The sequence below is a fragment of the Paraclostridium dentum genome (genome assembly GCF_048568265.1).
GTDB classification, from domain to species: Bacteria; Bacillota; Clostridia; order Peptostreptococcales; family Peptostreptococcaceae; genus Paraclostridium; species Paraclostridium dentum.
The window spans coordinates 991,066-1,013,000 of record NZ_CP183813.1 but is presented as its reverse complement, the minus strand read 5'-3'; the positions used below and the strand labels follow the sequence as shown (position 1 = coordinate 1,013,000).

At 28.1% G+C, this 21,935-nt stretch carries 10 protein-coding genes; all 10 read right to left on the bottom strand.

The features are described from left to right. Nucleotides 1-44 precede the first annotated feature (44 nt). The 10 genes from dptH to ACN6I1_RS04400 all read right to left on the bottom strand — a co-directional run bounded on the left by dptH (nucleotide 45) and on the right by ACN6I1_RS04400 (nucleotide 21,855). Nucleotides 45-5,210, bottom strand: coding sequence for a DNA phosphorothioation-dependent restriction protein DptH (dptH, locus tag ACN6I1_RS04445; protein WP_419742866.1), 5,166 nt, complete (start codon nucleotides 5,208-5,210; stop codon nucleotides 45-47). Next, nucleotides 5,191-6,594, bottom strand: coding sequence for a DNA phosphorothioation-dependent restriction protein DptG (gene dptG, locus ACN6I1_RS04440; protein WP_419742865.1), 1,404 nt, complete (start codon nucleotides 6,592-6,594; stop codon nucleotides 5,191-5,193). Before dptG ends, dptH begins: the two co-directional genes overlap by 20 nt. A 2-nt stretch (nucleotides 6,595-6,596) precedes the next feature. Then, nucleotides 6,597-9,017 (bottom strand): DNA phosphorothioation-dependent restriction protein DptF, encoded by a 2,421-nt coding sequence (dptF, locus tag ACN6I1_RS04435; RefSeq protein ID WP_419742864.1) that lies wholly within the window; start codon nucleotides 9,015-9,017, stop codon nucleotides 6,597-6,599. A gap of 554 nt (nucleotides 9,018-9,571) precedes the next feature. After that, on the bottom strand, nucleotides 9,572-11,020 hold the full coding sequence (locus tag ACN6I1_RS04430) for a YjiH family protein (protein ID WP_419742863.1): 1,449 nt from the start codon (nucleotides 11,018-11,020) through the stop codon (nucleotides 9,572-9,574). A 193-nt stretch (nucleotides 11,021-11,213) separates the two neighbouring features. Beyond that, nucleotides 11,214-12,773, bottom strand: coding sequence for a glycine betaine ABC transporter substrate-binding protein (locus ACN6I1_RS04425; RefSeq protein WP_419742862.1), 1,560 nt, complete (start codon nucleotides 12,771-12,773; stop codon nucleotides 11,214-11,216). Nucleotide 12,774: 1 nt separating this feature from the next. Then, nucleotides 12,775-13,902: an ABC transporter ATP-binding protein gene (locus tag ACN6I1_RS04420; RefSeq protein ID WP_234248583.1), complete on the bottom strand. Its 1,128-nt coding sequence runs from the start codon at nucleotides 13,900-13,902 to the stop codon at nucleotides 12,775-12,777. Nucleotides 13,903-14,278: 376 nt separating this feature from the next. Continuing rightward, nucleotides 14,279-15,352, bottom strand: coding sequence for a 2,3-butanediol dehydrogenase (locus tag ACN6I1_RS04415; RefSeq protein ID WP_419742861.1), 1,074 nt, complete (start codon nucleotides 15,350-15,352; stop codon nucleotides 14,279-14,281). A gap of 239 nt (nucleotides 15,353-15,591) precedes the next feature. Beyond that, on the bottom strand, nucleotides 15,592-17,529 hold the full coding sequence (locus tag ACN6I1_RS04410; RefSeq protein ID WP_419742860.1) for a sigma-54-dependent Fis family transcriptional regulator: 1,938 nt from the start codon (nucleotides 17,527-17,529) through the stop codon (nucleotides 15,592-15,594). A gap of 347 nt (nucleotides 17,530-17,876) precedes the next feature. Further along, nucleotides 17,877-19,262, bottom strand: coding sequence for a peptide MFS transporter (locus ACN6I1_RS04405; protein ID WP_419742859.1), 1,386 nt, complete (start codon nucleotides 19,260-19,262; stop codon nucleotides 17,877-17,879). Nucleotides 19,263-19,866: 604 nt separating this feature from the next. Next, entirely contained in the window at nucleotides 19,867-21,855 is a 1,989-nt protein-coding gene (locus tag ACN6I1_RS04400) for a diguanylate cyclase (protein WP_419742858.1), read from the bottom strand. Nucleotides 21,856-21,935: the final 80 nt, after the last annotated feature.

The following is a 21,935-nucleotide window of genomic DNA, read 5'->3' as shown; positions in this document are numbered from 1 at the left end:
ATATTACTCTTATTTTATAAAGATAAAGCATTTTTTATATTTATCTATTTATCTAACTCCCAAAATGCTTTATCTTTCATAAATATAGCTCTATCACTATCACCCAACTTTACTAAACTGTAATGCTTATTAAGACTCTTAATTTTATTGCATATAGTGTCTTGGTCGGATTTAGCTTGAGCATTAAATATATACTTAGCATCTTTTGGATTTATCTCTGCTACATTATGAACTATCCAAGTAAGTATATAGTCTGAATACTTGTTCTCACCTGTAGAAAAATGACTTAATAACTGAGTGGAAAGTATAGTTCCTACACCGAACTCTCTTCCTTCCTTAAGTATTTTCTTTAATGTCTCAAAATCTTTACTTAAGAAATTATCAGCTTCATCAACTAATATCATTTTATTTAACTGTCTTAAGCTACCATCAACTTTACTATGTCCATGCGCTTGCATTTGTGAATAAAATAAATCTAACGTTATTGCCACAACTAGATTTTGAATATCTGGGTCATATCCAGATAAATCTATAACAGTAACTCCATTAATTAAATCGAATAAACTCTTCGTACTTAATGGATCTGGTTCAAATATTTCAAAATCTATTAAATTGCTAAATGCTGCATATAAACTATCTTCTTTTAAATCTTCTCTATTTACATAAATATCATATACATCTTTTAATGTTGGAGCTGGTAAATCCCATGTACTTGGATTATTCTTAATTATCCCTCTTCTATCATAAGCTTCCATTATTAAATCTCTTAATAATGTTTCTTGCTTGATACCTAATCCAAATGCTTTTGCTAATGTTACTTTTAAACTATTAGCTGTGTGTAGTGGCAACATTGGCTTTGAGTTTTTAGCTTTTATAACTGACAATGGATTGAACGGTAAATGATATAATTCATATACATTTGCATTAGTTGCTTCTATAAAGTCTTTTTTAGACTTATTGTAGTCACCTTTATAATCAAATATTAATATACCTACATCTTTTCCATCTACATTATACTTTGATTCTCTATAAATTTGAGTAATCATTGATTTTGTAAACTGAGTCTTACCAGTACCCATCGTACCTATAATACCAGTATTCGTATGGAACACTTTATCTGTATCATTTGGATACCAATATACTTGTTTATTATTCTTTTTATTAATTCCAAATAATATTTCCATATTTCGTTCTTCTAAATAAACATTATCAGTTGTACTGTATGTATCTTCTGGTTCACAAGCTCTTTCTTCAAGTATATCAGGTGTAACAGTACTAATTATTTCATCGACTATATTATTATGTTTTTCATAATCTATATTTATATCTATTATCTCTTCTTTATAATTATCATCATTCACAGTTTGAACGTATTCTATTTCAGTTTTTGAGGTTTCTATATCTATGTTTTCCACACACGCTCTTATTTCTTCTACACTCTTAGTAATAAATTGTATTCCATCATCCTCTGACATTTCTATAATCATAACATCATCTTTTAATTCTGTATTTCTATCAGAACCTTTTTTAAATGATATAACAGCAGCTTTACCTAGAGATTTTTCTAATGAATCACTTATAATATATTCTTCATTAAGTAACTTTCTTCTTAAATCAGAATTTATAATATTATCCCAAGTTTCTCCTGTACATACACTGTATAGATTCAACTTCTCAGCACTTGTAACTACCAATTGCATTAAGAAGTTTCTATATACCTTTTGAGTGTTAGTTAAATCACCATTTTCATCTGGTAATAACGTCTTATCAAATATATTCTTAGTTGCTTTAGCTTGCTCAATTCCTTTATTTACATATGATGTTTCATTTATTCCAATTTTCACTTCAACTGGATAGTAATGAACATATACATTATCTTCTTTCTCTTCAATTCCTACAAATAATATATCATCACTTGTAACTCCATTATCAAACCCAAGATTTTTAGCCGAGAAGAATCCTTCACTTTGCTTTAACCCTGCCCCTCCTGAAACTCTTAATACTTCCTCTAGCGATATAGGTACCCAAGTTACATTTTCATTCTTAAATTGAGCTATGCCTAATTTAACAGCCGATAATATACTTATCTTTTCTTTAGGGAAATGTGATTTGCTCGATAATAGCCTTAACAACCAATCCCCATTTATAGCATTAAACATATTTATTACTGTTGGAGAATACGCTTTAGCATTTTGTATTTTATTTTTACTTAAAAATTCTTCTATAACTCTTTGATATGGACCAGATTTACGAGTTACTGTTATAGCATCATATCCACCTGCTGTTGTATATTGATCACTATAGTGTATTATTAATAAATCTTTACTATCTGGATCATTTTTAAAGAAGTTTAAATCTACTTTAGGATTAATAAATGTAATCCAGTGACTAGAATTATAAACATTGTCTAGTTCTAGCTTGCTTTTATTTGGGACTGAAATAGCTTTACACTGATTACTATTAAATGGTTCTCCTGAAAATGCTGTATTTAAAGCATTTAGTTTTATTGAAACATTCATAAGATTAGTAGTAGTATTTGCGTATTTAGTACCAAATCCTGTTCTATATGAATCTCCTAAAAACACCGATGGAACTCCCGATATAATACCTTTTAGTATTGTACCTGTTGGGATATCATCCATATTTGACGTTATCTTTTTAACTTCATTATTCATTTCTAAGAAAGTAATATGTGCATATTCTATACCTTCTTCTACATTCTTAGAATAGAAACGTACCTTTTCTCTATATAAGTTAAGTACATCTTCTTCAGACATACTATCTAGTGATAAATCTAAATTATATATCTCCTTTAATGATTTTAAATCTTCATTAAACGCAACTTCTTCAAATGCATTGGTTATATTTTTCTCTGAATATATAAATAAGTCTATAGGCAATACCTTATCTACTTCATTTTTTCTTAATTGCTTAGTGTAGTATTTAAATACACCTTGCAGTATTTCTTTACTGTCACCTGTATTAATTAAATTAATTTTTATTGGTGCATTGTTACCCATATCAAACATATATTTAAAATGTCCAACAAATTCCTCTATTTTTTCAGTAACTAGCTTAGATACAAACTCTCTTGAACTCTTATATCTTGGTAGTTTTTCATCTACATAATATTTCCATTCTGGAGAGTGTTGTTGTTCCATAGGTATATATAACTTATCGTCTTCATCTATTATATATGGTAATAAATAAGTCGATGTAAATTTCTTTAATATATCTTCTGCTGTATCATCTTCATCAATTTCATTATTTAAGTGAAGTTGATAAGCTATATTCAATGGATGTAGAGGAGTAAATAATAACTCTTTATCTTCTATTTCTCTTTTTATTGTACCAATTTTAAAAAGATGCCTTTCTTTCTTTGATAGATAAGACCCTTCATCTATTTTGTTTAATGCGCTTAGATATATCGTTATAAACTTTTGATATAGATCTTTTAGTTTATTACTTAGATGAGATAAGCTTGGTAATTTATTAGATAATCTATAATATTCTAATATATTTTCATAAGCTAACTTAACTTCATTGTCTATATCTATATCCTCTACTGTAATCCCTTCATTGTCTTCTATAAATGCTATTCCACCTAATTCTAGTATTTTCTTTTCAAGTTCTAAATTTTTTCTAAATTCATCTCTTGCGAAATATTCTTTAGTACCATGTTGAAGTTTGTTATCTCCAATTATCCTAAAGTCACAGCTCTTTTCTCTTTTTAGTTTCCAAACTTTAAAACCTTCTATTGCAGATATTTTTTCGCTTGTTCCTTCTACCCCGAATGGTATTATTTCATTATTTACTTTTATATTAAATCTTGCTATATCACTGTCATTTTCATATTCAAAATTATCGCTTATTTTTACGGTTAACTTTTCATCATCATGTAAATTGACTATATCATTATTTGAATCAATCTCATAGGTTACATTATTTTCTTTAAATTCATTAAATACAATTTCAGAATCATTTGTGTTTATAGAAATATATTTGTCTTTTTTTATTACTATTGAGTATCGAGATTTTATAGACTCAAAGTATTTAGAACTACATCTAAACATAACTATTTTGAATTCAAATTTCACATTATCAACTGAATATTTAACTTTATAGAAGTTTGACTTGCCTTCTTTGTCTTCTATCATTACTTTTAACTTTTTCCCTGATGTAGAAACACTTACTTCTCCTTCAGATTTTCCTATATATTGACTTCTTAAGTGTTCATCAAAATAAAATTCTAAATCAACAGTATCCTTATCACTTTCATTAAATACTACTATATTCCTTACTCTTGATTTAACTTTAGAAGTACCTTCTTCTTTATCCCACTCTTGATTACAACCTAAGTATTGTAACGGCTTTTCTTTCTTCTTCTCATCAATAGATTTTTTTACTATAGAATAATCAGTATCCATCCATTCTTTATCTTTAAGTTTACTTATACCATTATCATCAAAATACTTTTCTAATTGAGTATCCGGATTTCCATAGTTATGAATTTCATCAACTTTAGTAAAGTATGATGAGTTATCTTTTATTCTATTTTTTAAATCTTTACCTGTTAAATTTTTAAATTCTTTATCTTTAAATAGTCCAAAATTTTTATATTGTGACTCATCTATAGATCCTTTATTTATAATATCTAAGACTTCTTTATACTCAAATATAGAATTATTTTCTGTAAATAAAGTATTTTTCTTTCTTTCTAAGTCCATCTCAATTATAGCTTTATCAACCTCTGATAAAGATTTACTTACTATATCATTTTTTATACTCTTTTGAATCGAATCTATATGGAAAGGCATCCCTTCCTTGCTAAAAGATTCAGTTCCACCCATAATACTGTCTAGTGTAGTATTATGAATAAATAATATTGCTTTTTTCTCATATCCATCTTCTATTCCTACCATATTTCTTAACCTTGTTAAAAAGTCCGGTTGAACACCATCCATAGTTGAAGAAACTATTAATGATACTCCATTAAAATCCAATTGATATGATTTATATTTTACATTTCCATTCTTGTCTTTATATTCATATTCTCTATATAAATTATTCTCTTTTAATTCTTCAAATAAATCCCTTACCTGTTCTTCTTTTTCAAACTGAATATTGTACTTTGAACCAGGTTTTAAAGGATTATCTTTAAAGAAACTTATTATCTTACTTGATAAGTAACTATAAAACTGATTTGACATATTGTGCATCCCCACTATCTGATTTCTTTTCTAGTAAATTTAGCTTTTCGTATAGCTGTACTATCTTCTTATGTGATTCCATATCAAAGAATAACCCTCTTTGTTCAAATTCTTTCATAAGATTATTAAGCTTCATTTTACCTTTATCTTTTATACAAATTTTTGTCATTAAAATAATATCATCTTCTGTCATATTTAAGTTATATCCTAACTGACCTCTTCTCTTTGCAAAATTCTGTTGTAAAAACTTAAGATACCAGTTAGAATACGATTCATTAGCTCTACTTCTTGTCGACTCTTCAAATTGGTATCCAACTACTCTAAATAGTTCATATACCATTTCAAATCCATTTACATCACTATTTCTATTGGTAAATGTAAATCCGTCCCAAGGTACATCTTTTATTTGATTTTTATAAAGTTCTACTAAATTACTTAATTGTTGATTTATATCATTTTCATCCATATTACTGAATATTTCCGAAAGCTTCTTGTAATCAAGTGCTTCATCAATATAATTATGATTTAATAATTCTAATACTACAGCATGAGAGAATAACGACTTTATGTCTTTCTTGATCTTCTCTAAACCAAACTGATAAGCTGTTCTAGTTTTAGATGTACGCTCCCAATCTAATGTATAGTATAATGCATCTGGCTTACTTAAATCTGCACTTTCAAAATCATTAAGCTTCATAACTAATTGAGAAATATAGTACATATAGTAATACTCTAACAATCTTTTAAGAGAATCCTTATATAGTTCTTCATTTGTTATTATAAACTTAAAATCTTCTATAAATTTTTCTCTTACATAAGGAAGGTAACAGTTATATTCTCCTATAGATGTTTCTTTATCTTTTAATTTTGGTAAAGACTTCAGTACCAACTTATACATTATGTTATCAACTTCTCTATCATAATGCGCCTTTATATCTTTTTTTAAATTCGTATCCATTAACACAGAATATAAGAATGTTGCTATTCTTATATCTGCATTAGTAGATGGAATATAATTAATAGTTTTTATATCAAAATCTACTAATTCTCCATTATCTATAAACATTGTTTTTACTATATCTTTGAAGTATTCTTTACTCATATTACCTTTAAAGTCTGCAACTTGTTCTACTACTTCTTCTATAAAAGCTTCTACATTGAATTTTTCACTAAGATCTTTATCGCAAATTATTCTTGAAAAAGCACCTACAACTCCTGAAAATTCAGATACTAGAGTTTTTTCATTCGCTACATACGGTAAAAGCTTGTATTTTTCACCTGTCTTATGGGTCAATCCTACTTTTCCTTGAACAGGCTCATCTACAAATTTAAAATTAGTTCTTATTTCATCAAAGTTTATATTAAATTTACTTATTTCTCCCATATTTAAATCTCCATAAATCTATAAATTTCAAATTCATCATCATACTCTAATCTGAATTTTTTATTTTGATCTCTATTCTTTTCAGTGAAAATTAATTCACTCTTTTGAGATCCAGCCATTTCCATCTTATTTATAAATTCTATAAACTTTATAAATTGATTTTTATCTTTTTTATTAGGTCTATATCCATCACTTACTCTCATTAAAAGTTCATATAATGGGAAGTCTATTTCAAGCACACAAGATTCATCAAAATCTTTCCCTTTATACATTATCTCTAGTGTAGTTAGGAATTTATCTAATTTATTTTCACTATTAGTAGGTAAATTACTAGGATTTGCTTTAATCTCTAGTATTTCACTTACCTTGTACTTAACTTGGTTCTTACCTATAAATATATTTATTTGATTTTTATCAGCTTGTCCGTTCCACTTACATATACCATCTTTAATATTGATATACATTGGTTGCAATTTAATTTTATCTCCCTTGTTCCAGTAGTATACGTACTTTATAAACTCTTCGTATACCTCATCCTTAAGATTAAATAAATTACCTTTTCCACATAAATAGTAACTTCTTATAAATAGCTTTAATAGGCTGTGTTTTAACTTTTTATCAGGACCTTTTTCTTTGTATTTTTCATTTATCTTCTCAATGTATCCCTTAGGATAATCTATATTTTCATTAAAGAACTCTTCTACATATGTTGAGTTATTAAATTTGATTATAAAGTCATCTACTTTTTCATTCCTTACATTCAATGGATCTAATGTATTTAATGAGTTAAATATAAATGATAACTCTTTATGATCAAATATTATATTTGGAGTTAATGAGTTTATATACTCTTCATCCTTTAACCTATAGATATCATTTTTAAACATTGGTGAGTTTATATCTATATGCTGTCTAGGTACCAATAAATCATATAAAAAGTTTAATAATGCTCTTGTAGATATTATTATCTTATTTTTAATAATACATTGTACTAGTAAATCCACAATTGCATCTTGAACAATATTTTCGCTTATTAGCTCATAGTTAGCTTTTATAGGACAAACTCCCTTGTTTTTACAGTTATTACAATTGCTTTTATATGAGTCATAAAAGACATTATATTCTGATTTATCTGTAATCTTTTTCATTAATGATTTAATATACTCAGACTCTACTTTTTCATCCTTCAATGTAAATAAACTATAATCACTAAAGTTTACAAATTGTATATTTTCATCGCTACCAAAACTATTATCTTCTATACTTTTTTCTAATATTTTTTTATCATTTACGAAATCTCTTAGTTTAGTAAATCTATCCCCATAGTCTGAATCTATAAAATTATTAAGTGTACCTAAGTTGATTGCTAATATTATCTTTTCATTACTATCTTCAATATTTTCATCACTAAAGCTTTTTAATAAATCATTTAATGTATCCATAGATGTTTTGTTAGGTTCTAAACTTTCTGTTGCATCATTATGCAATATAAATTTAGATATTACTTCTGGATATTTATTTTTAAAGTATGATATTATGTGAGATTTACCATCTCCAACACTACCACATACTAATATAAGCTGTGATTTGTTGCTTTTGCTTGCTTCTATTATTATATGTTCAAGTTCCGTTTGTGCATTTCTATCCACATGCATATACCTCTTAAAATTTGTAAATATATTTAGACCTTCTACCGCTTCTTTTGATGATTCCTTAAGCATAGATAATTCTTCGATTAAACAATCACTCTTTTTTATATGCATATCCTCATGTTGATTATTGTCTAGAGTTTCTATTTCGTCAGTTACTTCATTTTCATTAACACTTTCATCATCTATTTCATTTTCAACTACTATTTCAGTATTTGTTGATTCATTTTTATCTGCTAATATTGCTGAATCAACTATAACTTCTTCTTTTCGTTTATTATTTACTAGCAATTCTTCTACTTTTCCCATCCATTTCACTAATAAACTAGAACTTACTTTCTCTTCATTGGTTTGAGGAGTAGGGTTTTTGTATATAGGTGTTTTAAAATTATAATCTATATATGTTTCTATAAACCACCCTGTAACTTTATATATATTTCTGTGTACAGTTAAAGCTAGTACTAATTCATCCTCTATTTCTTCATGTGCTGCTTGATTTCCTATTTTTCTTGTTTCATATAGATAGTCACTTATTTCTTTATCTATAATTCCATCATATTTTAATGTAGCTAAACGTTCTGCTAAGTTTAGATTATTCAGCGATTCTAACCCTTCTAGTGTTGATATTTCTTTACTTAGTTGTTCTATGAATACTCTTGCTTTTAATATAACACTGTGTGGTGCAGTAAACAAAAGCTTATCTATATCTATACTAAGGCTATATAGTTCACTGTAGTCTAATTTTAAATATTCAAATATTCCATTTATTGACATATATATTCCTTCCATTACTTTTTATTTAAATGTAAGAGTGCTATTTAATCTCTTGTATATTACCACTTAAATCCAATTATTTTCTCTATTATATATTATAAATTGTATTTACTCTTTTGAGATCCCTTTATCCCTAAATTTTTAATAAACCTAATTATTATTAAGTGTATTTTCATTTTACTAGAAAATATATTTATACTTAAAATATTTTTTAATCTTCTCCATGTAAAAAAATCTTAATTTTCATAATATTTCAATATACAATCAACTCTTTTAATACCTCTTTGTTTATCACTTCCATACTCTATTTCCATTCATATTCTACATATTTTCTATTTAATTATTTTAGCACCTTATTGATAAACTAAAAGCTAATACAAATTATCTATACATATTCTCATATTTGTTAAGTGAGGATAATAATTTAATGTTATTTATATTTCTATCTTTTTTATCAAAAGAGGGATGGATAGTATATTTTAGCCACATTTCAAGCATCTTTCTAGCTTGTGTGGCAAAATATACTATCCATCCCTCGCCCAACAAAAAACTAATCAGAAAAGTATCTTAACAAAAACCGCAGCAAATGGTATCGCAATAATAGTTCTTTCTATAAACAATATAATCAGCTGCTTTAAGCTAACTGGTATTCCAGTAGACTTCATAACAACAATAGATTCAGCAAAAAATATAACCTGAACGGTAGAAACCATAACGACAAAAGCTCTAGCTGCTTCACTTATAACATTAGCTTGATCTGCAATTATTAACGTAGGAATAAACATTTCTGTTATACCTACAGGCATACAAGCTGCAATAGCATTAGCATCAGGAACTTGACAAATTTTCAAAATAGGTAAAAATAAATATCCAAGCCATTCAAAAACGGGTGTATGTTTAGCTATAATCATACTTAAAATTCCTATAGCACAAAGTAACGAAACAACCTTAGGTAAAACCTTAAACCCATCTACCAAGCTATCCTTGATACTCTTAATCAAACTTTCCGAATAATAAGCTCTTTTAGTAGCTCTATCAACACCTTTTTTAACCATACCTTTACCATATTTGGGCTCATTTTTTATATCTTCAAGACTTTGTTCTCTTCCATTTATATAAACACTTTCCATTTTATTAATAGGAGGTATCCTAACTACGAAAAATGCTACAATAAAAGCTAATAAAAATGAAGTGAAATACACAGGTAAAAAATATTGTTCAATAGATGCTGTTTTCATTACAACAAAAGCATATCCCACACTAACAGCACTAAAAGATGTAGCTATTATAGTTGCTTCTTTTTTGGTATAAGTTATATTTTTAAACAACCTACTAGTTATTATTATAGACATAGATGTTGAACCTACAAATGAAGCTGTTGCATCAACTGCACTCTTTCCAGGAACTTTAAATAAAGGTCTCATCAAAGGCTCTAGCAATACTCCAAAGAAATCTATACTTCCATAGTTAAGTAAAAATGGAACAAAGAAAGCTCCTACAGGTATAATCCAAGCAACTCCTATTACAATGTCTGGGATAACAACTCCACCTATATCATTTCCTACTATTATTTGTGGTAAATTCATATTAGGTATTGTAATTTGCAAACAGTACATAAGCATAAATATAGCTGCCATCAAATATAAAATAGGGTGTATTTTTGAATCACTTTTATAATATTCATATAATTTATTTCCAGGCCTAGCTATATACTTTCCATATACACTACAGATGCCGTTTCCTGTAATTAAAATTGCTACATACCAAAATCCTGGTACTCCTAAAAAATTAACTATAGCATTATAAATAATTCCAAATAATATATTGTGTTTTCCATTTTGTTCTATAGGTATAAAAAATATCATTATAGCAATAGCTGAAAATATAAGAAACTTAACGGTTCCAATTTTTCTTTCATCTTTGGTAAGCTTAAGCGAGTCTATAAAACCCGAATCATTTAAATTATCAGGAGTAATACTTGCCTTTTGTAAATTTTTACTCATAATGAACCTCCTTTAATCTTATTGCTAATATGTATATGGAATATATCTCGTCCTCGTGAATTTTCTGATAATTATTGTTTTTGCTCCTCTTCAAAACTAAACAAAGAGGGAGTAATATTGTGTTTTAGCTACATTTCAAGCTTCTTTTTAGCTTGTGTAGCAAAATACAATATTACTCCCTCTTAACTTAACCCTACTCTTTAATTAACTTTTGTTCTATTAAAAACTCTTTTGCTACAGTATCTGGGTCCATATGTAGCTCATCTACCTTATAATTAAGTTCCATCATAATTTCCTCTGTTAAAACCGCTCCTAAATCATTTAAAACAGGTTCAATTTCAGGATACTTCTCTAAAACATCACTTTTAACTATAGGAGTTACATAATATGGAGGGAAAAATTGTTTATCATCCTTAAGTAGTTTCAAATCAAATTTTTTGATTAAACCATCTGTAGTAAACGCATCTATTACATCTACATCCCCATTTTTTAAAGCAACATATCTAGGCGAACTATCTAATGCAACTTCATCTTTTAAATCAAAGTTGTACGCCTTTTTTAATCCTAAAAGCCCATCAGCTCTATTTAAAAATTCAAATGTAGTTCCTGACTTAAAATCCTTTGAAACCTTAGCAAAATCACTTATTGTTTCTAAGTTATATTTTTTCGCTGTTTCTTTAGTTACAGCTAATGTATAAGTGTTATTAAATTTCATTGGACTTAATACTTGTAAGTCATTTTTTTCTTTCAATTCACTTTTAACAGTGTTATACACCTTATCCATGTCATTTGCAGGCGGATATTTAAGTAAATCAGAATATGCAGTTCCCATATACTCTAAATACATATCAATCTCACCTGTGTTTAAAGCTGAAAAAATAACTTGTGTACCTCCAAGATCAGTTTTCTTTTTAACTGATATGTCAGTATTTTCTTCTATCATATATGCTGCTAAGTTTGTTAAAATTGATTGTTCTGTAAAGTCTTTTCCACCAATTGTTATAGACTTATCTTTTTTTACACCACCTGTTAGTGATGATGCAATTAAAGCTATTATTACAACAGCAGCACTTATTCCTATAATAGTTTTTGTGTGCTTTTTACTTTTAGTATTAGTATTTTTTTGCATATTTTTAGGTGTAACTAATTTTTCTATAGTTGCAACAATAAAATCTACAGCTAAAGCAAGTAAACATGCTGGAATTGCACCCGCTAATATTTGACTATTGTTAACAGTTCTTATTCCTGAAAATACAAGGTATCCTAATCCTCCAGCTCCAATAAATGCAGCCATCGTCATAAGTCCTACCGCTGTTACAGCTGATATCCTAACCCCTGCCATAATGACAGGCAACGCTAGCGGAATCTGAACTTTCACTAGTATTTGAAATTTTGTTAATCCAATTCCTTTAGCTGCTTCTAAAGTATTTGGATTTATACTTTCTAACCCTGTATATGTGTTTTTAATTATAGGCAATAAAGAGTACATTATAACTGTTACTATTGCCGGTATTTTACCTATTCCTAAAAAAGGAATTAAAAATCCAAGTAATGCCATACTAGGAATTGCCTGAACTACATTTGCTACACTTAAAATTGGCTTACTCCATTTCTTTTTATAACTTATTAAAATCCCCAATGGCATTGCAATTAAAATAGCAATACACACAGATATTACAGTTAAGTTTATATGTTCAATTAATAATGTTATTATTTGTTCTTTATTTTGAATAAAGTAGTTTAATAAATTCATTCTATTCCTCCTCTACTTCTAAATACTGCTGACTCAATGTAGTAACTAAACTACTTTTTGTAACTAATCCCTCAACAATTTTATTTTCATTGATAACTGGGATAGCTGAAATTTTATGTTTGTTGGTAATATTTAATGCATCTAAAATAGTATCATTTGCCGTAAGTGTTGGAGTTTCATTCTTTACAATGTCCCCAATTCTTTGAGACTTATTTTCTATATTTCTTATAAATTTAGCTTTTACAACTCCTATAAACTCTTTAGTTGTAGCATCATTAACTATAAGACTATCGACTTTATTTCTTCTCATTTTCTCAATACACTTTAAGATTGGTAGTTCTGAACCACACATAATTGGATTTTCAATCATGATATCTGAAATTTTTATAAATTCAGGAGATGACCATATACGATTTTTACCTATGAAGTTTGATACAAAGTTATTTATTGGATTTTTTAAAATATTTTCAGGCGTGTCATACTGTACTACTTTTCCGTCTTTCATTATGCATATCATATCTGCAATTCTTATTGCTTCATCCATGTCATGCGTAACAAATATAATAGTTTTTTTGAATTTTGACTGTAATTCTACAAGCTCATCTTGTAAATCTACTCTTGTAATTGGATCTAATGCTGAGAAAGGCTCATCCATTAATATTATCTCTGGATCTGTTGCAAATGCTCTTGCTACACCTACCCTTTGTTGCTGTCCTCCACTTAGTTCAGAAGGATACCTATCTAGGTATTTTTCAGCATCAAGTCCTACCATGTTCATTAATCTATACGTGCTCTCTTCAATCTTTGCATTATCTACTTTTTCAATTTTAGATATGATTTCAATATTTTCTCTGACAGTCATATGAGGAAACAATCCCGTTTGCTGAATAACATATCCTATATTTCTTCTAAGTTTAATAGGGTCTATCTTTGAAATATCTTTTTCATCTATATAAATTTTTCCGCTACTTGGTTTTATTAATCTATTAATCATTTTTAGTAATGTTGTTTTTCCACATCCACTCTCTCCAATGATAGCTACAAGATTCCCTTTTTCTATTTCGAAAGAAACGTCTGATAAAACATAATTACCATTAAACTTTTTTACTATATTCTCAAATTTGAGCATACTACCCCTCCCATCTTATTAAGAAACAACTTCATTTTTAAATAAAAGTTGTTTCTTGTCGTAATATAATACTACACCTAAATTAGCACCTTGTCAAATTTCACTAACCAAAGCAATAGCAATAAATAGCATATTTTAGGTACATTTCAAGCTTTTTCAGGCTTATATAGAAACCTACTTTCTTTTCAGCTTCCTTGCTCTTACATAAAGAAGGAGCCTTATATGCTGCAGCCACATTTCAAGCTTTTTTTCTAGCTTGTGTGGCAAAGCTTCCTTGCCCTTACACAAAGAAGGAGCCTTAATATGCTGCAGCCACATTTCAAGCTTCTTTTCAGCTTGTGTGGCAAAGCATATAAGGCTCCTTCTCCCCTAAACTTTATAGCAACTCTTTATCCGGAGTAACCAATATCTTAACATGTTTTTTCTTTTCAGGCCCAGTTAACGTACCAAACCCTTCTTCAACAATATCATCTAAATAAATTTTCTTAGTTATGTAGCCTTCAGCTTTAATTCTTCCATCATTCATTTGGGCCATAGTTGCAGGAAACTCATGTCTATAAGCTAACGTTCCTACAATTTTCTTTTCAGTAAACACCAAATCATTAGGATTAAAGTTTATAGGATTTTCCCAAATACTAGTTATAACCATAGTACCTTCAAACTTCAAACTATTAATACCTATATCAAATCCTATTTGTGCTCCAGTAGTTTCAAATACAGCATCTACCCCCAATCCATCAGTAAGCTTTTTCACTTCTTCTGCTATATCAACTTCATTAGGATCTAAAACAAAATCCGCTCCAGCTCTTTTAGCATACTCTTGTCTAATAGACTTCCTTTGAAGAACAACTACTAACTTAGCTCCTGCTGCTTTTAAACATTCTATAGTTGCTAAACCTATTGGTCCTGATCCTAATACTAATGCACTATCCCCTATTTTAAAATTAGATATTCTAATTGAATGTAGTGCAACAGCCATAGGTTCAACTAATGCTGCTTGTTCATAATCCATTCCATCTGGTATTTTATGAATAAATTCTTCTGGAAAAACTGTATACTCAGCAAGTCCCCCTCCACTTCCACAAAGTCCATGGAATCCTAAAGATGAACATAAATTATATTTACCTTCTAAACAAGCTTCACATTTACCACATGCTACAATAGGCTCAACTATAACTCTATCTCCAATTTTAAATTTACTTACATCTTCACCTATTTCTACAACTTCCCCTGAAAACTCATGACCTAAAACTACCGGTGCAACTCCTTTACTTACAGGATGAGGTTGTCCTACTGGAATAAATATAGGCCCTCCTAAGTATTCATGTAAATCTGATCCACATATTCCACACCATTTAACTTTAATTTTCACATTATTTTTTGTAGCTTTTGGCTCTTCAATATCTTCTACCCTAACATCTCTTTTTTCATACCATAGTGCTGCTTTCATTCCCAAATCCTCCCTAAGTTTCATTATATAAAGTGTTAATTTATTCACATTTTATATAGCAACACCTATGCCAAAATATAAGTTATGTATTTTATTTATTATAATTCTGCTGAAACCTAGTATTTCCAAGGAATTGTGTTGTTTTCTTATATTTGTATAAATTCATAATTTACAAATTTACTTAAAATAAAAATAGCAAGTGTATCATTTTAATACATTTGCTATCCCATTTTGAAACACTATATATTTTCTGTTTCATTTTGATACATTATATTATATTTATTAATTTTTCTATATAATGTGGATCTTCCTATATTTAATAATTTAGATACCATAACCATGTTTCCATTGCACTTTTTCATAGCTTCTTGTATAGCTTTTTTCTCCAAACAATCTAAAGGTATTATTTCTTTTTCTTTGTTTTCTTCATACTTAAACATGCTTATATTATCTAATCTACTCATGCTTATTAAGTTATTTTCACTTAGATAATAATCTCTTTCTATTATATTTCTAAGCTCTCTTATATTTCCTGGCCAATTATATTTTTTTAATTCCTGTATATATGAAAAACTAACCTCTACATTATTACTGTTGTTCTTATGATTTAATTTTTCTATAAAGTGACTAACTAACACATCTATATCATCTATTCTTTCTCTTAAAGGAATAGTGTTTATGTTCATTACACTTAATCTATAATATAAATCTTCTCTAAAGTTCTTTATAGCTATTTCATTTTTTAGTATCCTATTTGTTGCCCCAATAATTCTTACATCAAGTTGCTTTTCATATGTACCACCAACTCTAATCACTTTTCCATTATCTAAAACTCTAAGTAGTTTACTTTGCGTATCTAATGGCAATTCCCCTATTTCATCCAAAAATATAGTCCCTCCATCAGCTAATTCAAACTTTCCTGGATGACCTTCCTTTGATGCTCCAGTAAATGCTCCTTTTTCGTATCCAAATAGTTCACTTTCAACTAACTCTCTAGGTATAGATGCACAGTTTATAGCAACAAAAGGTCCATTTTTTCTTTCACTAAAATTATGTATTGATTGGGCAACTAATTCTTTTCCTGTTCCACTTTCCCCTTCTATCAATATGTTACAATCTGTTTTTGATATCTTCTTTGCAAAAGAAATCATAGCTTTCATTTTTTCATTTTCAGTTATTATATCTTCAAACTTGTATTGAGCTTTATATCCCACTACTTTATTTACTAATTTATGAACTTTCTTTGCTTCATTGAAAGTTATTACAAAACCAGTATTGTTGCCATGTGTATTTAATGTAGTTATATTTACTACACACTTTATTCTATTAGAATTAATATAAAAATCGCACTCTATATTAGTTAGTTTTTTATCTTCATTTAAAATCTCATAAAAATCTATATCTTTTAATATATTTTCAACATTTACCTTTATTAAATTATCTAATGATGTATTTAATATTTTTAAAGCTCTTCCATTTACTTTCTTTATACTTAAATCTTGATTAACAACAATCATACCTTCTGATATAGAGTCAAAAGTAATGTTTAGTAATTTATATGAAAGAGTTAAGGCTAGCTGATTTTGAATTGACTTAGCTGCAGCTGTTACAATTCCTAGAGTATGTAAATGTGCATCATAATAATTTCCAGACATATTTATACAACCTATTAAGTTGTTATCTTCATCATAAATTGGAGATGCTGAACAAGTCCAAGAGTGTTGATTTTTACCATAATGCTCTGCTCCTATTGTTTGAATTGGCTTATTAAGATATAAAGCGGTTCCTATTGCATTTGTCCCAACTATATTCTCAGTCCATAGCTCTCCCTTTAAAAAGTTTAGCTCATTAGCCCTATCCATTATATCCTTATCACCAATAACTTCGATAATATATCCATCCTTATCAGCTAACATAATTGCAAATCCTGAACCTGAAACCATACTATATATACCTTCCATAATAGGCTTCGATACAGAAATAAGCTCACTATTTTTTTCTATTAAACATTTAATATTATCATGTTTTACACTTCCACAACCATTATTGTAATCAACTCCATAAGACTTGCATCTTATCCAAGAATCTCTTATATCGTTTCTAACGCTTAAATCAACTTCCCCTGTATTAATAAATCTCTTCCACGCATTTTCAATAAAGCTTATATAATCTCCCATATGCATAACTCCAATACCTGTATATTTACTAATCTATATCTATTTTATTTCAAATCCCAACCTTATACAATCACCTTCTCAAATTAAGATAGATGGATATTATATTTTAGCAACATTTCAAGCATCTTTCCAGCTTGTGTGGCAAAATATAATATCCATCTATCGCCCCCAACACAAAGAGGGAGTACTATTGTGTTTTAGCTACATTTCAAGCATCTTTCCAGCTTGTGTAGCAAAACTTCCTTGCTCTTACTCATACAGAAGGAGCCTTATATGTTGAAGGCACATTTCAAGCATTTTCCCAGCTTGTGTGCCAAAACATATAAGGCTCCTTCTCCTTTTCTTATCTATGCTATAGACTTTTCTTTTGCATTAGATTCTTCATCTTCAACAAGACTATTTAACTTCTTATCAAATATAAATAGTAATGCAGCTGCAACGAATAATATAACAGGTATAACAGTGTATACAGTTATCATATCGAATTTTAAAGTAAAGTCATATAAATATCCGTAACTCTTTCCAGCAACGAAAGTTGCGAAAGTCCAAACTCCCATTAAAACTGCTAATACTCTCTTAGGAGCATACTTACTTACAAATGAGTTTCCAAGTGGTGAGAAGAACATCTCTCCCATACTTAATAAAACTCCAAATGCAACTATCCAAAGTATACTAGCCTTAGCTGTATCAGGAGCCCCTATTCCTCTTGCAAACTCTGCTCCAACTAGCATAAAGAATGATAATCCTAAGAATATAAATCCTAATCCAGTTTTCTTAAATAAACTTATATCCCCTTGAGGTCTCTTTGAAAGCTTTAACCATAAAGCTGCAAATATTGGACCTAATACTATACAAGTTAATGCATTTAATGAGTCAAACCAAGCTAAAGGTACATCAAATCCTCCAACATTCATATCAACGAATGCTGCACCATAATCATAAACTGCAAGGTAAGTTAAATACCAGAATAACCAGAATAATACAGAGAAAGCAGAAACTAAAACTATAGCCCATATTCTCTTTTTATCTGTACGAGTTAAAGGTGTATTATCCTTAGCCTCAGTTTTTTCAGCAACGACACCTTCTTTGAAAGGTCTCTTTCCTGCATCTCCTAAGAATCTCCATCCAAATATAAACCATAATCCACCTATAATACATAAGATTGCTGCAAGGAAGAAACATTGAGAGAATCCTAAAACTCCATTTTTAGCAAATGTTTGAGCATATAAAACTCCAACTGCTGTAGTTCCTACAAAAGAACCTATATTAACAAATGAATATTGAACAGAGAAAGCTGAATCTAGCTCTTCTTGATTCTTAAATAATTGTCCATTTACAGCTGAAACATTCCCTTTGAAAAACGCTGTCCCAATTGCTACTAAAATAACCATTAAACCTACCATAGATGATGATGTGGCTATTGATCCTACATAATAACCTGCCCCCATAATAAACATACCTAAAGGTATCGTATATCTAGCACCTATCCATCTATCAGATATATATCCACCTATTATAGGTGAAAGATAAGTAAATGCTACAAGGTTTGCTTGCATCATAGCTGCTTGACCTTTTTCTATACCTAAACCACCCTTAACTACTGCTGTAATTAAGAAAATATAGATTAGATATTTTGAAGCATAGTAAGCTGCTCTCTCAAATGCAAATGTAGTTGCACAAATATAAAATCCCATTGGAAATTTATTTTTTTTCTTCACTGCTGTTGTACTCATAATTTCACTCGTCCTTTCTTAAGTATAATATAATTTCAAAATACATTGATGATAACTTAAGATAATTACGTATGTTATTGTTTTCCTGGCCCCTTTTCTAAGGTTAACGTTTTCATTTTAAATTAAATAATTAAATTATAATGTCTGATGTCATACCTTAATGCCCTATATACAAAACCCCTCGTAGTTATCTTGTTGACTAAATCTTATCATATTCGACAAGTTTGTACAATCCCTTAAATTACAAATTAATTATAAATTTTCTTTTTGTTTGAAATCTTCAAACATATTAGAATTTTATTGTTAAATTTTTCATGAAAAATTCTCTTCGATCATGTCGCCAACGACTTCGTCCGTTGCTTAAAAAGCTTTTTTCCACTCAAAGAACACCCAGTTTTGTATAACTAAATTTTATAAGTTATACATATTCTTTATAATTGCAATTTATCAAGTGAAAAAAAGTCAGGCAACAAAAGTTGCCTGACCTATTTTAACTTATACTTTTTCATTTATTTATAATAGTACTTAGAAATCCCAATTTAAATTTAATTTTTTTCAATTTACAACAATTTCAATATCGAAATTTCCTCGGAAATACGATATTTTAAAAGCAAGTATATCTATTTCTTCCATTTATCTTGGATTTGTATAATCTTTCATCCGCATCTATTATAATCTTTTCTACATCTTCTTTAGAACTTATTTTACTACACTCAATTCCTATACTAATAGTCACTCTATCACTAACTGCAGAAAATTCATGTTTTATATTTTCTTTGTATAATTTGTCTCTTAATATACTTATTAGCAATAAACTTTCCTTTAAACTTTTTTCGGATACAATAGCAAACTCTTCTCCTCCATATCTAAATACATAATCTTGACTAAATGTATTTTCAAGTATTTTAGCTACTTTTTTTAATACTTCATCGCCTTTTAAATGGCCATAATTATCATTGAAATTTTTAAAAAAATCAATGTCTATCATTATAAATGTAATTTCTTTTTCATCATCTGAAAGCTTTTCTAATACATTGTAAAAGTGTCTTTTATTATATACCTCCGTTAAAGGATCTTTTATAGAAATTTCTTCTAAATCTTTATTTAGCCTATTTATCTTGCTATTTTTTATAGCTACTATAAGTGCGAGTATAGAAATTAATGCTAATAAAATTATAGAAAATAATAATTTAAGATTTTGAGCTTTTTGGCTTTCTTTATATATTTTAGCTTGTAACTCAAAAAATATTGTATCTGTAGATTCTACATTTTCAGATTTATTTTCGTATTCATCTAAAATTTTATTATACTTTATAATATTTTTATAATCATTGTGTTCTTCTGTTAAACTGATTATATCTTTTAATACAGTTATATATATATCTGATTTTATTCCTCTTTTTATAATTTCATTTAATAATTCATTATAACTTTCTAGAGTTTGTGAGTATGTGATATTTGAATCACCTTTATAATCATTTCCAATCTCTAATTTTTTTAAATACAAGTCTGAATTAGGATAAGCATTTAAAGAATTTTCATTATACAATTTCTTAGCTTTATCTAAATATTCCCCAGATATTTTTAGATTATTTTGCTCTAGTTTAACATTTGAGTAAACCATATAAAGCCATATTAATTCTTTATTTTTTTCACTAGGTTCTAATTCATTTGCAATATCTTCATATCTAGATTTTAATTGTTCTGCTTTCTCATTTTCATTTAATTTGAAATACGACTCCATTAAATATCCTATAACTGATAAATTTTTATCATTTGCTTTAAACTTATCATCCTTAAGAATTGACTCGTATACATATGCGGCTTTTTTATAATTTTCTTGAACATAATAATTTTCGCCTAAATTTATAATTGCTTTACACATATTTTCATAGTCTTTATTCTCATATGCAATTTTCCAACCCTCCATAACATAAGTTAATGATAAGCTAAATTGCCCGCTAGACCTATATAAAGATGCCAAAAAATTATATTCTGCCATTTTTGTTTTATCTGTGCTTTCTAATTCTATAGCTTTTTTCATTAAATCAATACTATCGTACATGCTTCCTTTATATCTTAAATTCATCCTTGCTAGTGAAAAGTAAAAATTTGATAGTTCATCAGTTAAATTTGATTTAGTTGCAATTTTTTTAGCTTCTTTAAAGTATTTTTTAAATTGATTAATGTCATTTGTACGAATAGCATTAAATGATAAGTTTCTATATATTTTAAAATCTACCTCACTATTTTTATTTTCCATATATCCAATAGATTTTATTAAGTAGTAATTTGATTGTTTATAGTTTTTTTTCAATGACTCTATTTTCCCCAGAGCATAATAACTATTTTTTATATTTTTTTTATTTTTCATAAGCTTTTGATTAAGCTCATTTCTCAACTCATTTTTTATTTTACCTTCATATTCATTTATATCTTTTTCAGATAAATCCCCTACCATTTTTTCATTTTCAGTGTTTATCAATTTAATGGTGTATATATTATCATATATACCATCTATAGCTATCACTCCCAAAGATATAAATGTTATAACTAATACATATATAAATATTTTTTTCATATTGTTTCTCAAAATCATTTCTCTCCTCAAGTTTCCCGTGTTTAAACTATATTAATATTACCCTAAATTTATATTATCAAACAATACCCAAA